The 17,246-nt window shown below is 67.5% G+C and carries 20 protein-coding genes and 2 tRNA genes; 16 read left to right on the plus strand and 6 right to left on the minus strand.

What is annotated here, in order from left to right:
- A partial coding sequence (locus tag VF649_RS10425; RefSeq protein ID WP_331011891.1) for an Rrf2 family transcriptional regulator occupies nucleotides 1-262 on the minus strand: 262 nt, incomplete at its 3' end.
- 119 nt (nucleotides 263-381) lie between these two features.
- Here VF649_RS10425 and VF649_RS10430 point away from each other — a divergent pair.
- Both VF649_RS10430 and VF649_RS10435 read left to right on the plus strand, forming a co-directional pair.
- Nucleotides 382-458: transfer RNA gene (locus VF649_RS10430), tRNA-His, on the plus strand.
- A 127-nt stretch (nucleotides 459-585) separates the two neighbouring features.
- Nucleotides 586-1,632, plus strand: coding sequence for a Glu/Leu/Phe/Val family dehydrogenase (locus VF649_RS10435; RefSeq protein WP_331011892.1), 1,047 nt, complete (start codon nucleotides 586-588; stop codon nucleotides 1,630-1,632).
- Between the two features lie 3 nt (nucleotides 1,633-1,635).
- On the opposite strand, the gene VF649_RS10440 is transcribed toward VF649_RS10435, so the two are convergent.
- Nucleotides 1,636-2,553 carry a DMT family transporter gene (locus VF649_RS10440; RefSeq protein WP_331011893.1) on the minus strand — a complete coding sequence of 306 codons (918 nt, stop codon included), beginning with the start codon at nucleotides 2,551-2,553 and terminating at the stop codon, nucleotides 1,636-1,638.
- Between the two features lie 100 nt (nucleotides 2,554-2,653).
- Here VF649_RS10440 and ccmC point away from each other — a divergent pair, with 100 nt between their 5' ends.
- From ccmC to VF649_RS10475, 7 genes are read left to right on the plus strand one after another with little or no spacing between them, the layout of a single operon-like run.
- Nucleotides 2,654-3,373 (plus strand): heme ABC transporter permease CcmC, encoded by a 720-nt coding sequence (ccmC, locus tag VF649_RS10445; RefSeq protein WP_331011894.1) that lies wholly within the window; start codon nucleotides 2,654-2,656, stop codon nucleotides 3,371-3,373.
- Nucleotides 3,370-3,498, plus strand: a complete 129-nt coding sequence (locus VF649_RS10450; RefSeq protein WP_331011895.1) for a hypothetical protein — start codon at nucleotides 3,370-3,372, stop codon at nucleotides 3,496-3,498. The genes ccmC and VF649_RS10450 overlap by 4 nt, the downstream gene beginning before the upstream one ends.
- On the plus strand, nucleotides 3,495-3,950 hold the full coding sequence (gene ccmE / locus VF649_RS10455; protein ID WP_331011896.1) for a cytochrome c maturation protein CcmE: 456 nt from the start codon (nucleotides 3,495-3,497) through the stop codon (nucleotides 3,948-3,950). The genes VF649_RS10450 and ccmE overlap by 4 nt, the downstream gene beginning before the upstream one ends.
- On the plus strand, nucleotides 3,947-5,872 hold the full coding sequence (locus tag VF649_RS10460) for a heme lyase CcmF/NrfE family subunit (protein ID WP_331011897.1): 1,926 nt from the start codon (nucleotides 3,947-3,949) through the stop codon (nucleotides 5,870-5,872). The genes ccmE and VF649_RS10460 overlap by 4 nt, the downstream gene beginning before the upstream one ends.
- Nucleotides 5,869-6,405, plus strand: coding sequence for a redoxin family protein (locus tag VF649_RS10465; RefSeq protein WP_331011898.1), 537 nt, complete (start codon nucleotides 5,869-5,871; stop codon nucleotides 6,403-6,405). The genes VF649_RS10460 and VF649_RS10465 overlap by 4 nt, the downstream gene beginning before the upstream one ends.
- A complete protein-coding gene (locus VF649_RS10470) occupies nucleotides 6,402-6,818 on the plus strand; it encodes a cytochrome c-type biogenesis protein (protein WP_331011899.1) in 417 nt (138 codons plus the stop codon). The genes VF649_RS10465 and VF649_RS10470 overlap by 4 nt, the downstream gene beginning before the upstream one ends.
- Complete coding sequence (locus tag VF649_RS10475) at nucleotides 6,815-7,435, plus strand: cytochrome C biogenesis protein (RefSeq protein WP_331011900.1); 621 nt, start codon at nucleotides 6,815-6,817, stop codon at nucleotides 7,433-7,435. Before VF649_RS10470 ends, VF649_RS10475 begins: the two co-directional genes overlap by 4 nt.
- Nucleotide 7,436: 1 nt before the next feature.
- Here the strand turns inward: VF649_RS10475 and VF649_RS10480 are convergent, their stop codons facing one another.
- On the minus strand, nucleotides 7,437-8,567 hold the full coding sequence (locus tag VF649_RS10480) for a PLP-dependent cysteine synthase family protein (RefSeq protein WP_331011901.1): 1,131 nt from the start codon (nucleotides 8,565-8,567) through the stop codon (nucleotides 7,437-7,439).
- A gap of 84 nt (nucleotides 8,568-8,651) precedes the next feature.
- On the opposite strand from VF649_RS10480, the gene VF649_RS10485 reads away from it, so the two are divergent.
- Both VF649_RS10485 and VF649_RS10490 read left to right on the plus strand, forming a co-directional pair.
- Nucleotides 8,652-9,119 (plus strand): Lrp/AsnC family transcriptional regulator, encoded by a 468-nt coding sequence (locus VF649_RS10485; protein ID WP_331011917.1) that lies wholly within the window; start codon nucleotides 8,652-8,654, stop codon nucleotides 9,117-9,119.
- Between the two features lie 25 nt (nucleotides 9,120-9,144).
- Entirely contained in the window at nucleotides 9,145-11,169 is a 2,025-nt protein-coding gene (locus VF649_RS10490; RefSeq protein ID WP_331011902.1) for a M3 family metallopeptidase, read from the plus strand.
- 165 nt (nucleotides 11,170-11,334) lie between these two features.
- Here VF649_RS10490 and VF649_RS10495 read toward each other — a convergent pair whose 3' ends face one another.
- Both VF649_RS10495 and ald read right to left on the minus strand, forming a co-directional pair.
- Nucleotides 11,335-11,550 (minus strand): DUF3072 domain-containing protein, encoded by a 216-nt coding sequence (locus VF649_RS10495; RefSeq protein ID WP_331011903.1) that lies wholly within the window; start codon nucleotides 11,548-11,550, stop codon nucleotides 11,335-11,337.
- A 55-nt stretch (nucleotides 11,551-11,605) separates the two neighbouring features.
- Complete coding sequence (gene ald, locus VF649_RS10500; RefSeq protein WP_331011904.1) at nucleotides 11,606-12,700, minus strand: alanine dehydrogenase; 1,095 nt, start codon at nucleotides 12,698-12,700, stop codon at nucleotides 11,606-11,608.
- 175 nt (nucleotides 12,701-12,875) lie between these two features.
- Here ald and VF649_RS10505 point away from each other — a divergent pair, with 175 nt between their 5' ends.
- The 4 genes from VF649_RS10505 to VF649_RS10520 are packed head-to-tail and all read left to right on the plus strand — an operon-like array spanning nucleotide 12,876 to nucleotide 16,498.
- The gene (locus tag VF649_RS10505) at nucleotides 12,876-14,816 is read left to right on the plus strand and encodes a potassium transporter Kup (RefSeq protein WP_331011905.1); all 1,941 of its coding nucleotides are present in this window, start codon (nucleotides 12,876-12,878) and stop codon (nucleotides 14,814-14,816) included.
- 22 nt (nucleotides 14,817-14,838) lie between these two features.
- A complete protein-coding gene (locus VF649_RS10510; protein WP_331011906.1) occupies nucleotides 14,839-15,408 on the plus strand; it encodes a nucleotidyltransferase family protein in 570 nt (189 codons plus the stop codon).
- Nucleotides 15,405-15,992, plus strand: coding sequence for a PRC-barrel domain-containing protein (locus VF649_RS10515; protein ID WP_331011907.1), 588 nt, complete (start codon nucleotides 15,405-15,407; stop codon nucleotides 15,990-15,992). The genes VF649_RS10510 and VF649_RS10515 overlap by 4 nt, the downstream gene beginning before the upstream one ends.
- Complete coding sequence (locus tag VF649_RS10520) at nucleotides 15,989-16,498, plus strand: 2'-5' RNA ligase family protein (protein WP_331011908.1); 510 nt, start codon at nucleotides 15,989-15,991, stop codon at nucleotides 16,496-16,498. The genes VF649_RS10515 and VF649_RS10520 overlap by 4 nt, the downstream gene beginning before the upstream one ends.
- A 15-nt stretch (nucleotides 16,499-16,513) precedes the next feature.
- Here the strand turns inward: VF649_RS10520 and VF649_RS10525 are convergent, their stop codons facing one another.
- A complete protein-coding gene (locus tag VF649_RS10525) occupies nucleotides 16,514-16,921 on the minus strand; it encodes a DUF3775 domain-containing protein (RefSeq protein WP_331011909.1) in 408 nt (135 codons plus the stop codon).
- A gap of 129 nt (nucleotides 16,922-17,050) precedes the next feature.
- Between VF649_RS10525 and VF649_RS10530 the strand changes: the two genes are divergently transcribed.
- Nucleotides 17,051-17,127 (plus strand) — tRNA-Met (locus VF649_RS10530).
- The last annotated feature ends 119 nt before the right edge of the window (nucleotides 17,128-17,246 follow it).

Below are 17,246 nucleotides of genomic sequence, written 5' to 3' on the forward strand. Positions count from 1 at the left end.
GCGCCAGCGACCCGCGCGTGAGCCGGACGATGTCGCCATAGGTGATCTCCTCCGGCGGGCGCGCCAGCCAGTAGCCGCCGACCTTGCCGCGCATGGTATCGACCAGCCCCGCCCGTTTCATTTCCGACAGGATCACGGTCAGGAACTTGGCGGGGATATTCTGCGCCGCCACGATCTCCGTCAACTGCACCGGTCCCTCGCCATAGCGGTCGGCAAGATGCTGGAGCGCGCGGGCGGCGTAGCGGGTGCGTTGGGACAGCATGCGAATTGTCTACTTAGGGGGTCGGGTAAGCTTCGCCAACCCGCGACCTTGCGTTTCGGCGACGCGGGATGTAGGGGGCGCGGACGTTCGGACCGCAGGCTGCGGCGGACGGGCATGTGGCGACCATAGCTCAATTGGTTAGAGCGCCGGTTTGTGGTACCGGAGGTTGCGGGTTCAATCCCCGTTGGTCGCCCCATCCATACCCCATCACCCGACACACCAGATCACCCGACACACCAGAAGCCGCGCTTTTGCGCTGGCCTCGCGGCGTTACCAAGATTATTGCCGGAGGCCGCAATTTTCTTTCGCGCTAGGATGCCGCCATGACCGCCCCGTGGGACTATCTGGATTATGACGATCATGAGGGTCTGCATTTCTTCCGGGATCGCGCCAGCGGGCTGACCGCGGTCATCGCGATCCATTCGACCGCGCTGGGGCCGGCGGCGGGCGGAACGCGATTCTGGCATTATGCCGATCCGGAACTGGCCGTAACGGACGTGTTGCGGCTATCGCGCGGCATGAGTTTCAAGAATGCGATGGCCGGGTTGCCGCTGGGCGGTGGCAAGGCCGTGATCCTGGCCGATTCGGCGCGGGTGAAATCGCCGGAACTGCTGGCGGCGTTCGGCCGGGCGGTGAACAGTCTGGGCGGGCGCTATGTGACCGCGGAAGATGTCGGCATTTCCCTGGCCGACATGGTCGCGGTGCGCGAACAGACCCGGTTCGTATCCGGGTTGCCGGTCGAGGGCGGCGCGGCCGGGGGCGATCCGGGGCCGTTCACCGCCCATGGCATCTTCCTGGGCGTGGAGGCGGCGGTGCGGCGCGCGCTGAACCGCGATCTGGACGGGGTGCATGTCGCGATCCAGGGGGTCGGATCGGTCGGAGGCGGACTGGCGCGGCGGTTGGCGGCACGCGGCGCAACGCTGACGCTGGCCGATGTCGATACGGATCGCGCGGCGCGGCTGGCCGAGGAACTGGGTGGCCGCGCGGTGGCGGCGGCGGACATCCTGCGCGTCGAGGCGGATGTGTTCAGCCCGAACGCGCTGGGCGCGATCCTGGACGAAGATACGATCGCCGCGCTGTCGGCGCCGATCGTGGCGGGCGGCGCGAACAACCAGCTGGCGACGCCGGCGGACGGCACGCGATTGCAGGCGCGCGGTATCCTCTATGCGCCGGACTACGTCATCAACGCCGGCGGGATCATCAGCGTCGGCGTGGAGTATCTCGGCCAGGGCGACCGCGACGCGGTGGAGGACCGGATCGCGCAGATCCCAGGCCGGTTGAACGCGATCTGGGACGAGAGCGCGGCCACCGGCGACAGCGCGGCCGCGGTATCGGACCGGATGGCGCAGCGGTTGATCGGGCGGGGATAGCCGTCACACCCCGCCCGGCGAGGGCATCGCCGCGCGGCGGAGGCGACGTTCCCGCCAGGCGGTGACGAGGCCGCTGCCGACGATCAGGGCCCCGCCGACAAGCGTCGTGCGCAGCGGAATATGCGCGAACAGCATCCAGCCGAACAGCGTCGCCCACAGCAGCTGGAGATAATCGAGCGGGGCGACGACGGCGACCGGCGCATGGCGGAGTGAGGCCGTCATCATCAGTTGCCCACCCATGCCGAGCATGCCGGCGCCGATCAGCAGCGCCCAGGTGACGGGTTCGTGGCGATGCCCGAACCAGGGCAGCGCAACGAGACCCGCGACCGTATTGGCGACGGTGAACCAGAAGACGATCGCGGCGATGCCTTCGCTCTTTCCGATCTGCCGCAGCGTGATCGCGACGCTGGCCTGGCCGATGGCGGCGGCCACCGCGACGGCGATCCCGATCATCGGCAACGTGCCGCTGCCTGGCTGCATCACGATCAGGACCCCGGCAAAACCCAGCAGGACCGCGGTCCAGCGGTAGCGCCCGACCCGTTCCGACAGGATCAGGACCGACAAGATGGTGGCGAACACCGGCGCCGCGAAGGTGATGGTGGTCGCCTCCGCCAGCGGGAGCAGGATCAGTGCTTCGAACGTGAGCAGCATCGAGACGAGCCCGATGCAGGAGCGCGTGACATGCGCGAGCGGGCGGCGCGTGGTGAGCGTGGCGAGGCCGGGGCCGAGCAACACCCAGCCGAACAGGATCGGGAGGCCCGATGCGTTGCGATAGAGGATCATTTCCGGCGCGTTGACGCCGCGCAGGCTGGCGAGTTTCAGGGCCGCGGCCATGATGGCGAAGCAGGACGCCGACCCGATCCGCAGCAGGATCCCGAGCAGCGGGCGATCCGGACGGGGTTCAGGGGCGCTGGCGGACATCGCCACGCGCTTAGGGTGGCAGGTTCGATCGCGAAACCCATAGAATATGCGATCGGAGCTTTCCCGCCGCGCGGTGCTGGCCTATCACCATCGAACATCTATGCACGCATTCGCCAATCCGTCCCGCTTTCTCGGTCTTGCCCGCCCGATCACACCCTGGGCATTCTGGGCCGGCGCCTTGCTGTCCGGGGCGGGATTGGCGGCGGGATTGTTCCTGACGCCGCCGGATTACCTGCAGGGGGAAAGCGTGCGCATCCTGTATGTGCATGTGCCGGCGGCGTGGCTGGGCATGGGCGGCTGGACGGGCATCGCGATCGCCAGCCTGATGCAACTGGTATGGCGGCATCCGATGGCGGCGATCGCGGGCCGCGCGCTGGCCGTGCCCGGCGCGCTGTTCGCCGCGATCTGCCTGGCGACGGGATCGATCTGGGGCCGGCCGACCTGGGGCACCTGGTGGGAATGGGACGGCCGGCTGACGTCGATGCTGGTGCTGTTCTTCCTCTATCTCGGCTATATCGCGCTGGCGCAGGCCAATGACGATCGCGGCGAGGGCGGCCAGCGGGTGGTCGCGATCTTCGGCATGGTCGGCGCGGTGAACATCCCGATCATCCGCTATTCCGTCGTATGGTGGAACACGCTGCACCAGGGGCAGAGCATCGGCCTGACCAGATCGACGATCGACGGGTCGATCCTGTGGCCGCTGCCGATCGTGGTGCTGGGATTTTCGCTGATCTTCACCGCGATCGTGCTGATGCGGATGCGCGCGTTGCTGGCGGACAAGAAGGTCGAAGCGCGGTTGCGACGGATGGCGCGGGCATGAACCACTGGCCGTTCATCATCGCCGCCTATGCCATCGGCATCGGCGGGACCGCGGGCCTGGCCGTGTGGAGTTACGGCGCGATGCGGCGTGCGGAGCGGCGCGCGGACGAGATCGGCCGGCGATGAAGGCGAAGCATCAACGGCTGACGCTGGCGTTGCTGGCCACCGGCGCGGTCGTGGGGGCCGCGTTGCTGGCGATGTCGGCGCTGAAGGATCAGGCCGCCTATTTCTACAGCCCGAGCGATGCGGTCCGCGATCATGTGCAGCCGGGACGGGCGGTGCGGCTGGGCGGGATGGTGGCCGACCGGTCGATCGTGCGCGAACCGGACGGTATCACGATCCGGTTCCTGGTGACCGACGGGGCGCAGACGGTGCCGGTGCGCTACACCGGGATCGTGCCCGACCTGTTCAAGGAAAAATCGGGCGTGGTCGCGGAGGGCGCCTTCGTCGCCGGTGGCGGGTTCGTCGCCACCAACATCCTGGCCAAGCATGACGAACGCTATATGCCGCCGCAGGTGGCGGGCGAGATGCACAAGTCCGAAAGCCTGGATCCGCCGAAGGGCGCGGGGCGGACATGATCGCGGAGTTCGGACTGGCGGCGTTGTGGCTGGCGGCGGCGCTGTCGGCGTTGCAGCTGGCATTGTCGGCATTCGGCCTGACCGGCGGGCGCGACGCGCTGATGGCGCCGGTGCGACGCGTGGCGGTGGCGCAGGGCGTGCTGACGTTGATCGCGTTCGTCGCGCTGATCACGCTGTTCGTGCGGGTCGACCTGTCGGTCGCGCTGGTTGCGGCGAACGACCATAGCGAAAAGCCGCTGCTGTACCGGTTCGCCGGAACCTGGGGCAATCACGAAGGATCGATGCTGCTGTGGGTGGCGGTGCTGGGCATCGCCGGCGGGGCGGTCGCGCTGATCGAGCGGCGCTTGCCGGAACGGACGCTGGTTGCGACGCTGGGCGCGCAGGCGTTCATCGCGCTTGGTTTCTTCGCGTTCCTGCTGTTCGCGTCCAACCCGTTCGCGCGGCTGAATCCGGCGCCGGCGGAAGGGCAGGGCCTCAACCCGTTGCTGCAGGATCCGGGTTTGGCGTTCCATCCGCCGACGCTGTATTTCGGCTATGTCGGATTGTCCGTGGCCTTCTCGTTCGCGGTCGGCGCGCTGGTGACGCGCGACGTCGGCCCCGCCTTTGCACGGGCGATGCGGCCCTGGGTGCTGGGAGCGTGGATTTTCCTGACGCTGGGCATCACCGCGGGCAGTTACTGGGCCTATTATGAACTCGGCTGGGGCGGATGGTGGTTCTGGGACCCGGTGGAGAACGCGTCGCTGATGCCGTGGCTGGCCGCGACGGCGCTGCTGCATTCGGTGACGGTGCTGGCGACGCGCGACGGATTGCGGGCGTGGACGATCATGCTGGCCGTGGTCGCATTTTCGATGAGCATGGTCGGCACGTTCCTGGTGCGGTCCGGTATCCTGACCAGCGTGCACGCCTTTGCGGTCGATCCGCGGCGTGGCAGTTTCATCCTGGCCTTGCTGACGCTGTATATCGGTGGGGCGCTCGCGCTGTTCGCGTTGCGGGTCGGCACGGTCCGGGAGGGGCAGCAGTTCGACCCGATCAGCCGGGAAGGCGCGTTGGTCGCCAACAACCTGCTGCTGTCGGCGATCCTGGGCATCGTGCTGGTGGGCACCCTCTATCCGTTGGGGATCGAGGCGCTGACCGGCGGCAAGCTGTCGGTGGGGCCGCCCTATTTCAATGCGGCGGCGGGGCCGCTGGCGTTGATCCTGGTCGCAATCATGGGCGCCGGTCCGCAGATCCGCTGGCGGCGGGACGACGGATTCGCGGTGCTGAAGCGGATGGCGGTTCCGATCGTGCTGACGACCGCGGCGCTGGCGGCGATGAAGATCCGGGCACCGGGCATCGGCGTGCTGCCGTTGCTGGGGCTGGCGGTTGCGGCCGGCGCGGCGGTGGCGAGTGTCGCGCCGTTGTGGAAACGCAAGCTGCGGCGGACGCCGCTGTTCACCTATGGCATGGTGGTGGCGCATCTGGGCATCGCCGTGTCGCTGGCGGGGATGGCGTCGGAATCGGCGTTCACGCAGGAGACGCTGGTCGCCGCGCGGCCGGGCGAGACCCACCGGGTCGGGCCTTATCGGTTGCGGTTCGACCGGGTCGAGCCGGTGGCAGGGCCGAACTGGACCGCGATCGAGGCGACGGTGACGGTGTTTCGCGGTGACGGGCCGGGCGTGGTGATGCGGCCGCAGGCGCGGGCATTCTGGGCTCCGCCGACCGAAACCAGCGAAGCCGCGATCCGCACCGTGCTGGACGGGCAATTATATGTCGTGCTGGGCAAATCGGACGCCGAGGGACGCTGGCAACTGCGGCTATGGTGGAAGCCGTTCGTGACGCTGATCTGGGCGGGCGGCGTGCTGGTGGCGCTGGGTGGTGCGCTGTCGCTGATCGGTCGGGTGCGGCGCGAACGGCGGGCGCGGGTGGTGGAGGTCTATGCATGACCAAGACCGGCATCCGGTGGCTGCTCTGGGTGCCGCTGATCGCGTTCCTGCTGTTCCTGGCGCTGGTGGCGTCGGGGTTGCTGCACCCCGCCGACCGGACGATCGCGTCGCGGCTGGTGGGACAACCCATGCCGGCGGTGCGCCTGCCGGCGGCATCGTCGACCCGGCCGGGGCTGGCGACCGGGGCCGGAACCGGGCAGCCACGGCTGGTCAACATCTTCGCAAGCTGGTGCGTGCCCTGCGCGGCGGAAGCGCCGCAGCTGGAGGCGTTGGCGAAGGCGGGTGTTCCGATCGACGCGATCGCGATCCGCGACCGGCGCGAGGATGTCGACCAGTTCTTGGCGCGCTATGGCAATCCGTATCGCGCGGTGGGCAGCGACGTCGACAGCCGGGTGCAACTGGCGCTGGGATCGTCGGGCGTGCCGGAAACATTCGTGGTCGACGGCAAGGGGATCATCCGGGCGCAGAAGATCGGCGATATCCGTATGGAGGATGTCGCCGGCCTGATCGCGATGGTACGGAGCCTGCGATGAGGGGCATGGCCGTCCCGATGCTGATGCTCATGGTGTCGCCAGTCATGGTATCGGCACAATCGAACGTGCCGCCCGCGGCGCTGAGCGATACGCAGTTGCCGGACGCGCGGCAGGAGGCCGAGGCGCGCGCCCTGATGGAGACGCTGCGCTGCCTGGTCTGTCAGGGGCAGTCGATCGCCGATTCGGATGCGGATCTGGCGGGGGACATGCGGGCCCTGGTCCGGCGGCGGATCGCGGCGGGGGAGCAGCCGGAGGCGATCCGTGCCTGGCTGGTGCAGCGGTACGGCAGCTGGGTCAGCTATGACCCGCCGCTGGATGCGGTGACATGGCCGTTGTGGGCGTTGCCATTGCTGTTGCTGGTGATCGGTGCCGTCGTCGCGCGGGGCAGTTTGAAACGGCGGTCGCGGCGATGACGGGCTGGTTGATCCTGATCGGGTTGGCGGCGATCGTCGGCGGCGTGCTGTGGCAGTTCGGGCGGTTCGCGCGCGGGACGATCGAGCTGCTGGGTGCCGCGCTGCTGCTGGCGATCGCGGGCTATGCGTGGCAGGGCAGTCCCGGCCTGGCGGGGCGGCCAACGGCGGCGCGCGAGGATCGGCAGCAACCCGACACCGCATTCGCCACGATGCGCGACCGCATGTTCGAGAAGTTCACCGGCGATGCGCAGGTGCTGGAAACCGCAGATGCCTTTCACCGGCAGGGGCTGGACAGCTATGCGATCGGCATCCTGAAATCCGCGCTGGCGCGCCGGCCGCGCAGTGCCGACCTGTGGGTGGGGATGGGCAATGCGCTGGTGTCGCAGGCGGATGGCCTGGTGACGCCGGCGGCGGAGCTGGCCTTTGCGCGCGCGGCGACGCTGTCGCCCCGGCATCCCGGGCCGCCCTTTTTCCTGGGCATGGCCTATGCGCAGGCCGGGCAATTGCCCGAGGCGCGGGCGCAATGGGCGGGGTTGCTGGCGCGGACACCGCCCGATGCGCCGTGGCGGGCCGACCTGACGCAGCGGCTGACGGCGCTGGACGCGCTGCTGCGATAGATCAGAGCAGCGTCGCGCGCAGCAGGCGTTCGGCATCCGCGACCGGAGCGGCCAGACCGTGGTCCGCCAGCCAATGATCGCAGTAGCAGCTGGCGAGATAGCGGTCGCCGCCGTCGCAGATCAATGTCGCGATCGACCCGGTGCGGCCGTCCGCCGCCATTTCGCGTCCGAGTAGCGCCGCGGCGACGAAGTTGAGACCGGTGGATGCACCCACCCGGCGGCCAAGATGTTCGCTCGCGATCCGCATGCCCGCGATCGAGACGGCATCCGGGATCTTCATCATGCGATCGATGATGTCCGGCAGGAAGGACGGTTCGATCCGCGGGCGGCCGACGCCTTCTATCCGCGAAGGACGTGGACAGCGGGCATCGCGGCTGCGCGCGACATAGCCGTCATAGAAAGCGGAATGTTCCACGTCCGCGACGCAGAGCCGGGTCGGCAGCCGGCGATAGCGGAGGTGACGCCCGATGGTAGCCGCGGTGCCGCCCGTGCCGGCGCCGACCACGATCCAGTCGGGAACGGCGTGGCGTTCGCCCTCCATCTGCGCCAGCAGCGCGGCGGCAAGATTGTCGCAGCGCCAGTCGGACACGCGTTCCGCAAAGGTGAACTGATCGAGATAGACGCCGCCAAGCGCGGCCGCGACCGCCGCGGCCTCCGCATAGACCTGATCCGCGTCCACGAGATGGCAGACGCCGCCGAGCGCACGGACGGCTGCGATCTTGGTGGGCGATGTCGTTTTCGGCATGACGGCGTGGAAGGGCAGACCGAGCATGCGCGCAAAATAGGCTTCCGAGATCGCGGTCGAGCCCGATGAGGCCTCCACCACCGCGCGACCGGCGCGGATCGTGCCGCCGACGATCCCGGCGGTGAACAGGGCGCGCGCGAGCCGGTGCTTCAGGCTGCCGGTCGGGTGGGCGGCCTCGTCCTTGAAATACAGGTCCACGCCGGGAAGCTGTGGAAGCGAAACCGGCAGCAGCGCGGTGTCGACCGAGCGACGCCGATCGCCGTCGATCAATGCCAGCGCACGTGCGATAAAATCGAGATCCGCGTGACGGCTATGATCGACGATGCCGAGCACGTCGACCAGCGCATCGACCGGGGTGACTCGGGGCGGTATGGCGGTCTGGAACATGGTGGCAGAATAGCGCGACGGCCGTAAATTTTTGTCCCAAAGATCACCACGAACATGCCTTGTATTGGGAGAAAGTCATTGCCGATTGCCGCCGATCTCGACCGGACGGACCTTCGCATCCTGTCCATCGTCCAGGCCGATGCCGATCTCGCGGTGACGGAGATCGCCGCGCGCGTGAACCTGTCGCAGAATGCGTGCTGGCGCCGGATCAAGCGGCTGGACAGCGAAGGTTATATCGCGCGGCGGGTCGCCATCCTGGATCATGCCCGGTTGGGTGCGGGAATGACGGTGTTCGTGGCGATCCGGACCGCGGAACATAGTGATGTGTGGCTGGACCAGTTCCGGCAGGCGGTGGTGCCGATCCCCGAAATCCTGGAAATCTACCGGATGAGCGGCGACGTCGATTATCTGTTGAAACTGAAGGTCGACGACATGACCGCCTATGACCGCATCTACAAGCAACTGATCCGCGCGGTGAAGCTGTTCGATGTCAGTTCGACGTTCGCGATGGAGGAAATCAAGATGACGACGGCGATCGCGCTTCCCATATGACGGCAACAAGGATCAAGGAAATCGCATGAACAGCCTGCTCGATACCGTCGCGCTTCCGGATTTTCCCGCGATCCGCCCCGAACAGATCGCGCCGGCGATGGATGCGCTGATCGCGCGGCGCGATGCGGTGGTGGCGGGGCTGGTGCAGGATCGACCGACCGCGTTTGCGGAGGCGTGGCTGCCGTTCGAGCGCGTGGATACCGCGATCGACACACTATGGTCGACCGTCGCGCATCTGGGCGGAGTGCTGGACACGCCCGCCTTGCGTGCGGCGCATGATGCGGCCGAGCAGCGGCTGGTGGAAAGCGGGACCGCCGTTGCGCAGAACCGGGCGTTGTTCGATGTGTTGAGCGACCTGATCCTGACCGAAGGGTTTATGGCGCTTTCGCCGGCGGACCGGGTGGCGGTGGAGCGGGCGATCCGGACGTTCACCCTGTCGGGCGTCGCGCTGGAGCCCGAGGCGCGGGCGCGGTTCGCGGAATTGAAGACCGAACTGGCCGCGCTTGGCAATACCTATAGCAGCGCGGTGCTGGATGCGACCGAGGCGTGGCGCGAACATATCACCGACCCGGCGTTGCTGGCCGGGCTGTCGCCTGCGGATCGCGACATGCTGGCCGTCGCGGCGCGGGCGGCCGGGCTGCCCGACGGATGGCTGGTGACGTTGCAGCAGCCGAGCGTGATCGCCATCCTGACCTTTGCCGAGAATCGCGACCTGCGGTTCCGGGTCTATGAAGCCTATGGCACGCGGGCATCGGATTGCGGGCCGCACGCCGGTCAGTTCGACAATGGCCCGCGCATCGCCGAGATCCTGACGCGGCGGCGCGAGGCGGCACGGCTGCTGGGTTTTGCCGATCCGGTGGCCTGGTCGCTGGCGACCAAGATGGCGCCGGGCGGTGAGGAGGTGGTGGCGTTCCTGCGCGATCTGGCGCAACGGGCGCGGCCGGGTGCGGAGGCGGAGCTGGCGGAGGTTCGGCGGTTCGCGGCCGAGACGCTGGGGATCGCGGAGTTCCAGCCCTGGGATATGGCGTTCGCCGCCAATGCGCTGCGCCGGGCGGTACACGCCTATGACGAACAGGCCGTCCGCGGCTATTTTCCGGTGGAACGGGTGCTGGCGGGGTGGGAGACCCTGCTGGAGCGGCTGTTCGGGATCCGGCTGGTCCAGCGCGACGATGTGCCGCTGTGGCATGCCGATGCAGGCTATTATGACGTGGTGGACGCGGACGGTACGGTGTTCGCCGGCCTGTATGTCGACCTGCACGCCCGCCCGGCCAAGCGCGGCGGTGCGTGGATGTCGGTCGCGCGGCCGCGGATCGTGGAGGACGGTGCGACGTCGGTTCCGGTCGCCTATCTGACCTGCAACTTCGCGCCGCGCGGCAGCGACACGCCATCGCTGCTGTCGCACGGGGACGTGCGGACCCTGCTGCACGAAACGGGGCATTGCCTGCATCACCTGTTCACGCGGATTGACCGGCCGAGCATAGCGGGCGTGAACGGGTTCGAATGGGACGCGATCGAACTGCCGAGCCAGTTGATGGAGGATTTCGCGTGGGACCGCACGGTCCTGACCGCGATGTCGGGCCATTATGAGACGGGCGAGCCGCTGCCGGCGGCGCTGTTCGAGCGGATGCTGGCGGCGCGGCGGTTCCAGTCGGGACTGTTCCTGTTGCGGCAGGTGGAGTTCGCCCTGTTCGACCTACTGTTGCATGACGGTCGTCATGGCGACGATCCGGTTGCGGTGCACGCGCTGGTGCGGGCAGAGGTGGCGGTGACGACCCCGCCGGACTGGCACCGGTTCGCGCATGCGTTCGGCCACATCTTTTCCGGCGGATATGCGTCCGGCTATTACAGCTATCTGTGGGCCGAACTGCTGGCCGCCGACGCGTTCGAGCGGTTCCGGGAGGCGGGGCTGGTGGACCGGGCGACGGGCGACCTGTTGCGCAACGAAATCCTGTCGCAGGGTGCGGTCCGGCCGGCGATCGAGAGTTTCCGCGCGTTTCGCGGACGCGATCCCGAGCCGCAGGCGATGCTGGTGCGGCACGGGCTGGCTTAAGGAAAGGTCTTGAGCAAGCGCGAACCGGACGATTTTGGTGACGACCGTGCGCGACTTTCAGCCGCCTGTTTAGCATCATCCGTCCGGTTCGAGCCTGGCGAGAACGCGGGCGTTCTCGACAGGCTCGAACCGAACGGGGTCAGGCGTTAGCGGTCAGCGATATCGCTACTGACCGCGGCCGGTCTTGGCCTGAAGCTCGTCGATCTTCTTCGAGGCGTCGGCCTTGGTCAGGGTGTCGTCGAAGGTTTCGCCGGCTTCCTCGCTCAGCGTCTTGAGGTAGGAGGCCTGTGCGCCGGTCATGGCTTCGTCGCCGGTGGTCCAGTCGTCGGGGTTCTTTTCGGCGTTGGAAGTCGGGTGGGTCTTGGGGTTGTCGGTGGTCATCGGCGTCCTTTCCATGGGTCCGGACAAGAACGCCGATGTTCGCTTTGCGTTCCGGTCAGTTCAGCGGCAGGCCGAGCGCGTCGGCGACGGCTGCGTGGCGGATGCGGCCGCCGGAGACGTTGAGCCCGGCGGCAAGATGCGGGTCGGCGGCCAGCGCGGCATCGACGCCCAGGTTCGCGAGCCGCAGCGCGAACGGCAGCGTCGCATTGTTGAGCGCGAAGGTGGAGGTGCGGGCGACCGCGCCGGGCATGTTGGCGACACAATAATGGATGGTGTCGTCGACGGTGAATACCGGATCGTCATGCGTGGTGGCGTGCGATGTTTCGAAACAGCCCCCCTGATCGATCGCGATGTCGACCAGCACCGCGCCGCGCTTCATGCTGCGCACCATGTCGCGGGTGACCAGTTTCGGCGCGGCCGCACCGGGGATCAGCACCGCGCCGATCACCAGTTCCGCCTTCGCCACCGCGGCCGCAATCGCCGCCTGGCTGGCATAGGCGGTCTTGATCTGGCTGCCGAAGATCATGTCGAGTTCGGCGAGACGCGCATTGGAAATGTCGTAGATGGTGACGTCGGCGCGCATGCCCACCGCCATCTGCGCCGCGTTGACGCCCGAGACGCCGCCGCCGAGGATGACGACGGTGGCGGGTGCGACGCCGGGAACCCCGCCGAGCAGCATGCCGCGGCCGCCCTGCTCCTTTTCCAGATAATGGGCGCCGACCTGGATCGACATGCGGCCGGCGACTTCGGACATGGGTTTCAGCAGCGGCAGCGAGCGATCATGCGCCGTCACGGTTTCATAGGCGATGCAGGTGGCGCCCGACGCCATCAGCCCGTCCGCCTGAGCCCGGTCCGCGGCAAGGTGGAGATAGGTGAACAGCAGATGGCGGGGCGTGAGCAGCGCGATCTCGGACGGCTGCGGCTCCTTTACCTTCACGATCATGTCCGCGGCGGCGAACACCGCCGGGGCATCGGGCAGAATGGTGGCGCCGGCCGCGACATAATCCGCGTCCGCGAAATCGATGCCCATGCCGGCCTGTGTCTGCACCACGACCTCGTGACCGGCCGCCGTCAGCTCTGCCACCGAAAGCGGGGTCAGGCCAACACGATATTCGTGGTTCTTGATTTCCTTGGGAACTCCGACGCGCATCGATATTCTCCTTATCTGTATTATTATGTCGCTTATATAGAAGAGAGTTGCGGGCTTGCGAAGGCCCCTCCGGGGCTGCGTTGCGGCGCAACACACCCGGTGCTAGGACCATCGGCAGCGATCGATCGATCGTGCAGGAGTCCTGAACGAACGTGATGCGGGATCGGGTCGATCGATGAGTGTTTCGGAAACGGGCGCGTTGGACGCGGACGGCGACGCGTCCGGCCATGCGCAGGGACATGGCAGCCAGAGCCTGGCGAAGCTGGCGGTCGGCGCGATCGGGATCGTGTTCGGCGATATCGGAACCAGCCCGCTCTATGCGTTCCGGGAGACGTTCGCCGGGCATCATCCGCTGACGCCCGACCGGATGCACGTGCTGGGCGTGCTGAGCCTGATCTTCTGGTCGATGATGCTGGTCGTCACGTTCAAATATGTGATGATCATCATGCGCGCCGACAACAAGGGCGAGGGCGGCAGCCTGGCATTGCTGGCGCTGATCAACCGCAAGGGCGGCGGCAAGCGGCGCTGGACCAAGGGGATCGTCCTGCTGGGCGTGTTCGCGACGGCGCTGTTCTACGGCGACAGCATGATCACGCCCGCAATTTCGGTGCTGTCCGCGGTCGAGGGGCTGGCCGTGGTGGAGACGGCGTTCGCGCCGCTGGTGTTGCCGATCGCGATCACGATCCTGGTCGGGCTGTTCTTCATCCAGTCGCGCGGCACCGCGAAGGTCGGGTTGCTGTTCGGGCCGATCATGCTGACCTATTTCGTGGTGCTGGCGGGGCTTGGCCTGCTGCATATCGTGCAGAGCCCGATGATCGTCGAGGCGCTGAACCCGTGGCATGCGGCGCGGTTCTTCCTGACCGAAGGCGTGAGCGCATTTCTGGCGATGGGATCGGTGGTGCTGGCGGTGACCGGCGCGGAGGCGCTGTATGCCGACATGGGCCATTTCGGGCGCAACCCGATCCGGGTGTCGTGGATGTTCTTTGTCCTGCCGGCATTGATGCTCAACTATCTGGGGCAGGGGGCGATGCTGCTGTCGCTGACCCCTGCCGATGCGATGCGCGCGATCCACAATCCGTTCTTCCTGCTGGCGCCCGAAACCTTTCGCCTGCCGCTGGTGATCCTGGCCACGCTGGCCACCGTCATCGCCAGCCAGGCGGTGATTTCCGGTGCCTTTTCCGTGACGCAGCAGGCGATCCAGCTGGGGTTCATGCCGCGCCTCCGGATCGTGCACACCAGCAGCCAGGCCGCGGGGCAGATCTATATCCCGGTCATCAACTGGGCATTGATGGTGATGGTGATCCTGCTGGTGCTGACCTTCGGCAGTTCCAGCAACCTGGCGGCCGCCTATGGCATCGCGGTGACGGGCGCGATGCTGATCGACACCGCGCTGATCGCGGTCGTGCTGTTCAGCCTGTGGCATTGGAACAAGCTGTGGGCGGGGTTCCTGCTGGCGATCTTCGCGATCATCGACGCCGCCTATTTCGCGGCGAACCTGACCAAGGTGCCGGATGGCGGGTGGTTTCCGTTGCTGATCGGGTTCATCGCCTTCACCTTCCTGACGACATGGGCGCGGGGACGGCAGCTGATGATCGACCGGATGCGCGAATCGGCGATGCCGGTACAGGTGTTCGTGAAATCCGCCGCGAACAGCGCGACGCGGGTGCCGGGCACGGCGGTGTTCATGACATCCAGCGCGGAAGGCGTGCCGCACGCGCTGCTCCACAACCTGAAGCACAACAAGGTGCTGCACGAGCGCGTGATCCTGCTGACCGTCAAGATCGAGGACGTACCCTATGTCGTCACCGGACGCCGGACGCAGCTGGAGGATCTGGAGCAGGGATTTTTCCGGCTGGTGATCCGGTTCGGCTTCATGGAGGAGCCCGACGTGCCGGGCGCGCTGAAGGATGTCGGCGAATGCGGGCAGAGCTTCAAGATGATGGACACCAGCTTCTTTCTGGCGCGGCAGACGCTGATCGCGTCGTCGCGGCCGGGCATGGCGATCTGGCGCGAGAAGCTGTTCGCGTGGATGCTGCGCAATGCGGAAAGCGCGATGGAGTTCTTCAAGCTGCCCACCAACCGTGTGGTGGAACTGGGCAGCCAGGTCGAGATCTGAGCGCGAGCGCAAGGGGCCGGGCATGCGCGTAGCCGTCGTGCTGGCGGCGGGACGGTCGCGCCGGTTCGGCCGCCAGAACAAGCTGCTGGCGCGGATCGGCGCCCTGTCCCTGATCGAACGGACGCTGGCCATCGCGCGCGCGGCGCCGGTGGCGCGGGTGATCGTGGTCACCGGACATGGCCGTGCGGCGGTGACGCGTGCCGCGCGGGGGCCGCGCACCACGATCGTCCGGGCGCGCGACCATGCGGAGGGCATGGGGGCCAGCCTGCGCGCGGCGCTGCGCGCGCTGCGGCCGTGCGAGCGGCAGATGCTGTTGTTCCTGGGGGACATGCCGGCAGTGCCGCCGGGCATGGCCGGCCGGCTGGCGCGGGCATTGCGGGCCGGCGATGCGGGCGTGCGGCCGGCCTATCGCGGACGGCCGGGGCATCCGGTGCTGTTGCGGCTACCGCCGCCGATGGTGCCGAAGGGGGATGCGGGCCCCGGTCGCGGCCTGGCGATGCGCACCGTGGCCGGGCCGCGCGGATGCGTTCAGGATATCGATACCCGGCAAATGCTAATCCGCCTGGCACCGAAACAGTCCATCGTGCGTTGAGCGCCCCGATTCGGGGATTGGAAGACAATTTCATGGAAGAAATGGCTGGCTGGATAGCCCCGGTCGCGACGATGGCCGCGGCGATGATGACGGCGGCCAATCTGGGCACGCGCGTGACGGGGTGGGGATTCGTGATCTTCACGATCGGATCGCTGGCGTGGATCGGCGTCGCGATGGCAACGCAGCAACCCAATCTTCTGTGGTCCAACGCGTTCCTGACGCTGGTCAACGTCATCGGGATCTGGCGCTGGCTGGGGCACCGCGCGCATGTCGAGGATGCGGCGAAGGCGGATGTGGCGCAGAGCTGTGCGGATGGCCAGGAAGCGACCCTGTTCACCGTGGCCGGGCTGGACGGCATGCCGGTTCGCGACGAGGCCGGCGTGATGCTGGCAAAGGCGGTGGCGGTGATGGCGGATTGCCGGACCGGGCATATCGACCATCTGATCGTCAGCGTGGGCGGCGTGGGCGGCGTCGGGGAGACGTTGCGCCAGCTGTCGTGGAACGCGGTCCGGATGCGCGGGCAGGGGCTGGTCACGGCGCTGGACCAGGGTGCGATCCATGGACTGCCCGAGGCGCGCGCATGATCGCGCCGTTGATCGTATCGGCCTTGTTCGGACCAGAAGATTTTTCCTATCTCGATGGATTGCGGCGGGCGCATTTTCCGCCGGAACGCAACCAGATCTCGGCGCATCTGACGATGTTCCATCACCTGCCCCCGTCGGTGATCGACGAGGTCGAACGGCGGCTGGCGGATGCGTGCGCGGGCCCGGCGCCCGCGGCGACGCTGGTCGAACCGGTCAATCTGGGACGCGGCGTCGCATTGAAGGTTCAGAGCGAGGGATTGTTGGCGATCCGTGCCGACCTGGCATCCGCGTTCGACGGGATGCTGATCCCGCAGGATTGTCGCGGCTGGCGTCCGCATGTCACCATCCAGAACAAGGTCCAGCCGCATGAGGCGCGGAAATTGCTGACGGACATGCAGGCGACCTGGCAGGCGCGTCCCCTGCACATCGTCGGGCTGGCCGGTTGGTGGTATCGGGGCGGGCCGTGGGAGCCGGCGTTCAGCCGAAATTTTCGGGGGCGGCGCTGATCCGCCCCCGAACGATCAATCGATCTGGCCGATGCCGGTGCAGCTGAGGTCGAACGCCGCGAGGCCCGCATCAAGATAGCCGGCGAGCATCGGCAGTTCCATCAGCTGGTCCGCGGGGGTTTCGCCGCTGCGGTCATTGGCTTCTTCCAGCGCCTCGTCCCATTCGCTGGCATCATAGGTGCCGCGCCCGACCCAGGCGAGCGCCAGAATCTCCGCGATATGATCGTCGGGCAATTCTTCGAGCGTCGCGAGCATTTCCTCCTGCACGGCGGTGTTGGATTCATCCTCCATGACCGCGAATTCATCGTCGGACTCGGTCGGGTCCTCTTCATCATCGGCGGCGAGGCCGGGAACCTGCGCCTCCATTTCGCGGGCGCGGATGATGAGGCGGCATACCGTCTCGAGCGATACCGTAAGTTCCATGGCCGTCTCCTGTGATCCGTATCGACCCCCGAACGACATGCGCGACCGCTGGTTCCGCCGCATCGGCGGTTGACCCCACCGTCCGCGCTGCTATAGGCCCCGCCATCGCAGACGCGGTCCCGCGATCGGGGCGAAGTAGCTCAGCTGGTTAGAGCACGGGAATCATAATCCTGGGGTCGGGGGTTCAAGTCCCTCCTTCGCTACCACCGTCGTTTTCAGAAACGCGGTTCCCCCAAATCCCATCGACATGATGTCCCGGAAAGCCGATGCGGCTGGCGGCAATTCGGCGCGTCCTGGCCCGAGCGGCAGCCTTGCCCAGACCCGT

The organism is Sphingomonas sp. (assembly GCF_036387535.1).
GTDB lineage: Bacteria > Pseudomonadota > Alphaproteobacteria > Sphingomonadales > Sphingomonadaceae > Sphingomonas_R.

Excerpts from the sequence above, each read along its gene's own strand:
- VF649_RS10435 (WP_331011892.1), top strand. The coding sequence starts at position 586 with ATGACCGCCCCGTGGGACTATCTGGATTATGACGATCATGAGGGTCTG.
- VF649_RS10440 (WP_331011893.1), bottom strand. The coding sequence starts at position 2,553 with ATGTCCGCCAGCGCCCCTGAACCCCGTCCGGATCGCCCGCTGCTCGGG.
- ccmC (WP_331011894.1), top strand. The coding sequence starts at position 2,654 with ATGCACGCATTCGCCAATCCGTCCCGCTTTCTCGGTCTTGCCCGCCCG.
- VF649_RS10450 (WP_331011895.1), top strand. The coding sequence starts at position 3,370 with ATGAACCACTGGCCGTTCATCATCGCCGCCTATGCCATCGGCATCGGC.
- ccmE (WP_331011896.1), top strand. The coding sequence starts at position 3,495 with ATGAAGGCGAAGCATCAACGGCTGACGCTGGCGTTGCTGGCCACCGGC.
- VF649_RS10460 (WP_331011897.1), top strand. The coding sequence starts at position 3,947 with ATGATCGCGGAGTTCGGACTGGCGGCGTTGTGGCTGGCGGCGGCGCTG.
- VF649_RS10465 (WP_331011898.1), top strand. The coding sequence starts at position 5,869 with ATGACCAAGACCGGCATCCGGTGGCTGCTCTGGGTGCCGCTGATCGCG.
- VF649_RS10470 (WP_331011899.1), top strand. The coding sequence starts at position 6,402 with ATGAGGGGCATGGCCGTCCCGATGCTGATGCTCATGGTGTCGCCAGTC.
- VF649_RS10475 (WP_331011900.1), top strand. The coding sequence starts at position 6,815 with ATGACGGGCTGGTTGATCCTGATCGGGTTGGCGGCGATCGTCGGCGGC.
- VF649_RS10480 (WP_331011901.1), bottom strand. The coding sequence starts at position 8,567 with ATGTTCCAGACCGCCATACCGCCCCGAGTCACCCCGGTCGATGCGCTG.
- VF649_RS10490 (WP_331011902.1), top strand. The coding sequence starts at position 9,145 with ATGAACAGCCTGCTCGATACCGTCGCGCTTCCGGATTTTCCCGCGATC.
- VF649_RS10495 (WP_331011903.1), bottom strand. The coding sequence starts at position 11,550 with ATGACCACCGACAACCCCAAGACCCACCCGACTTCCAACGCCGAAAAG.
- ald (WP_331011904.1), bottom strand. The coding sequence starts at position 12,700 with ATGCGCGTCGGAGTTCCCAAGGAAATCAAGAACCACGAATATCGTGTT.
- VF649_RS10505 (WP_331011905.1), top strand. The coding sequence starts at position 12,876 with ATGAGTGTTTCGGAAACGGGCGCGTTGGACGCGGACGGCGACGCGTCC.
- VF649_RS10510 (WP_331011906.1), top strand. The coding sequence starts at position 14,839 with ATGCGCGTAGCCGTCGTGCTGGCGGCGGGACGGTCGCGCCGGTTCGGC.
- VF649_RS10520 (WP_331011908.1), top strand. The coding sequence starts at position 15,989 with ATGATCGCGCCGTTGATCGTATCGGCCTTGTTCGGACCAGAAGATTTT.
- VF649_RS10525 (WP_331011909.1), bottom strand. The coding sequence starts at position 16,921 with ATGGAACTTACGGTATCGCTCGAGACGGTATGCCGCCTCATCATCCGC.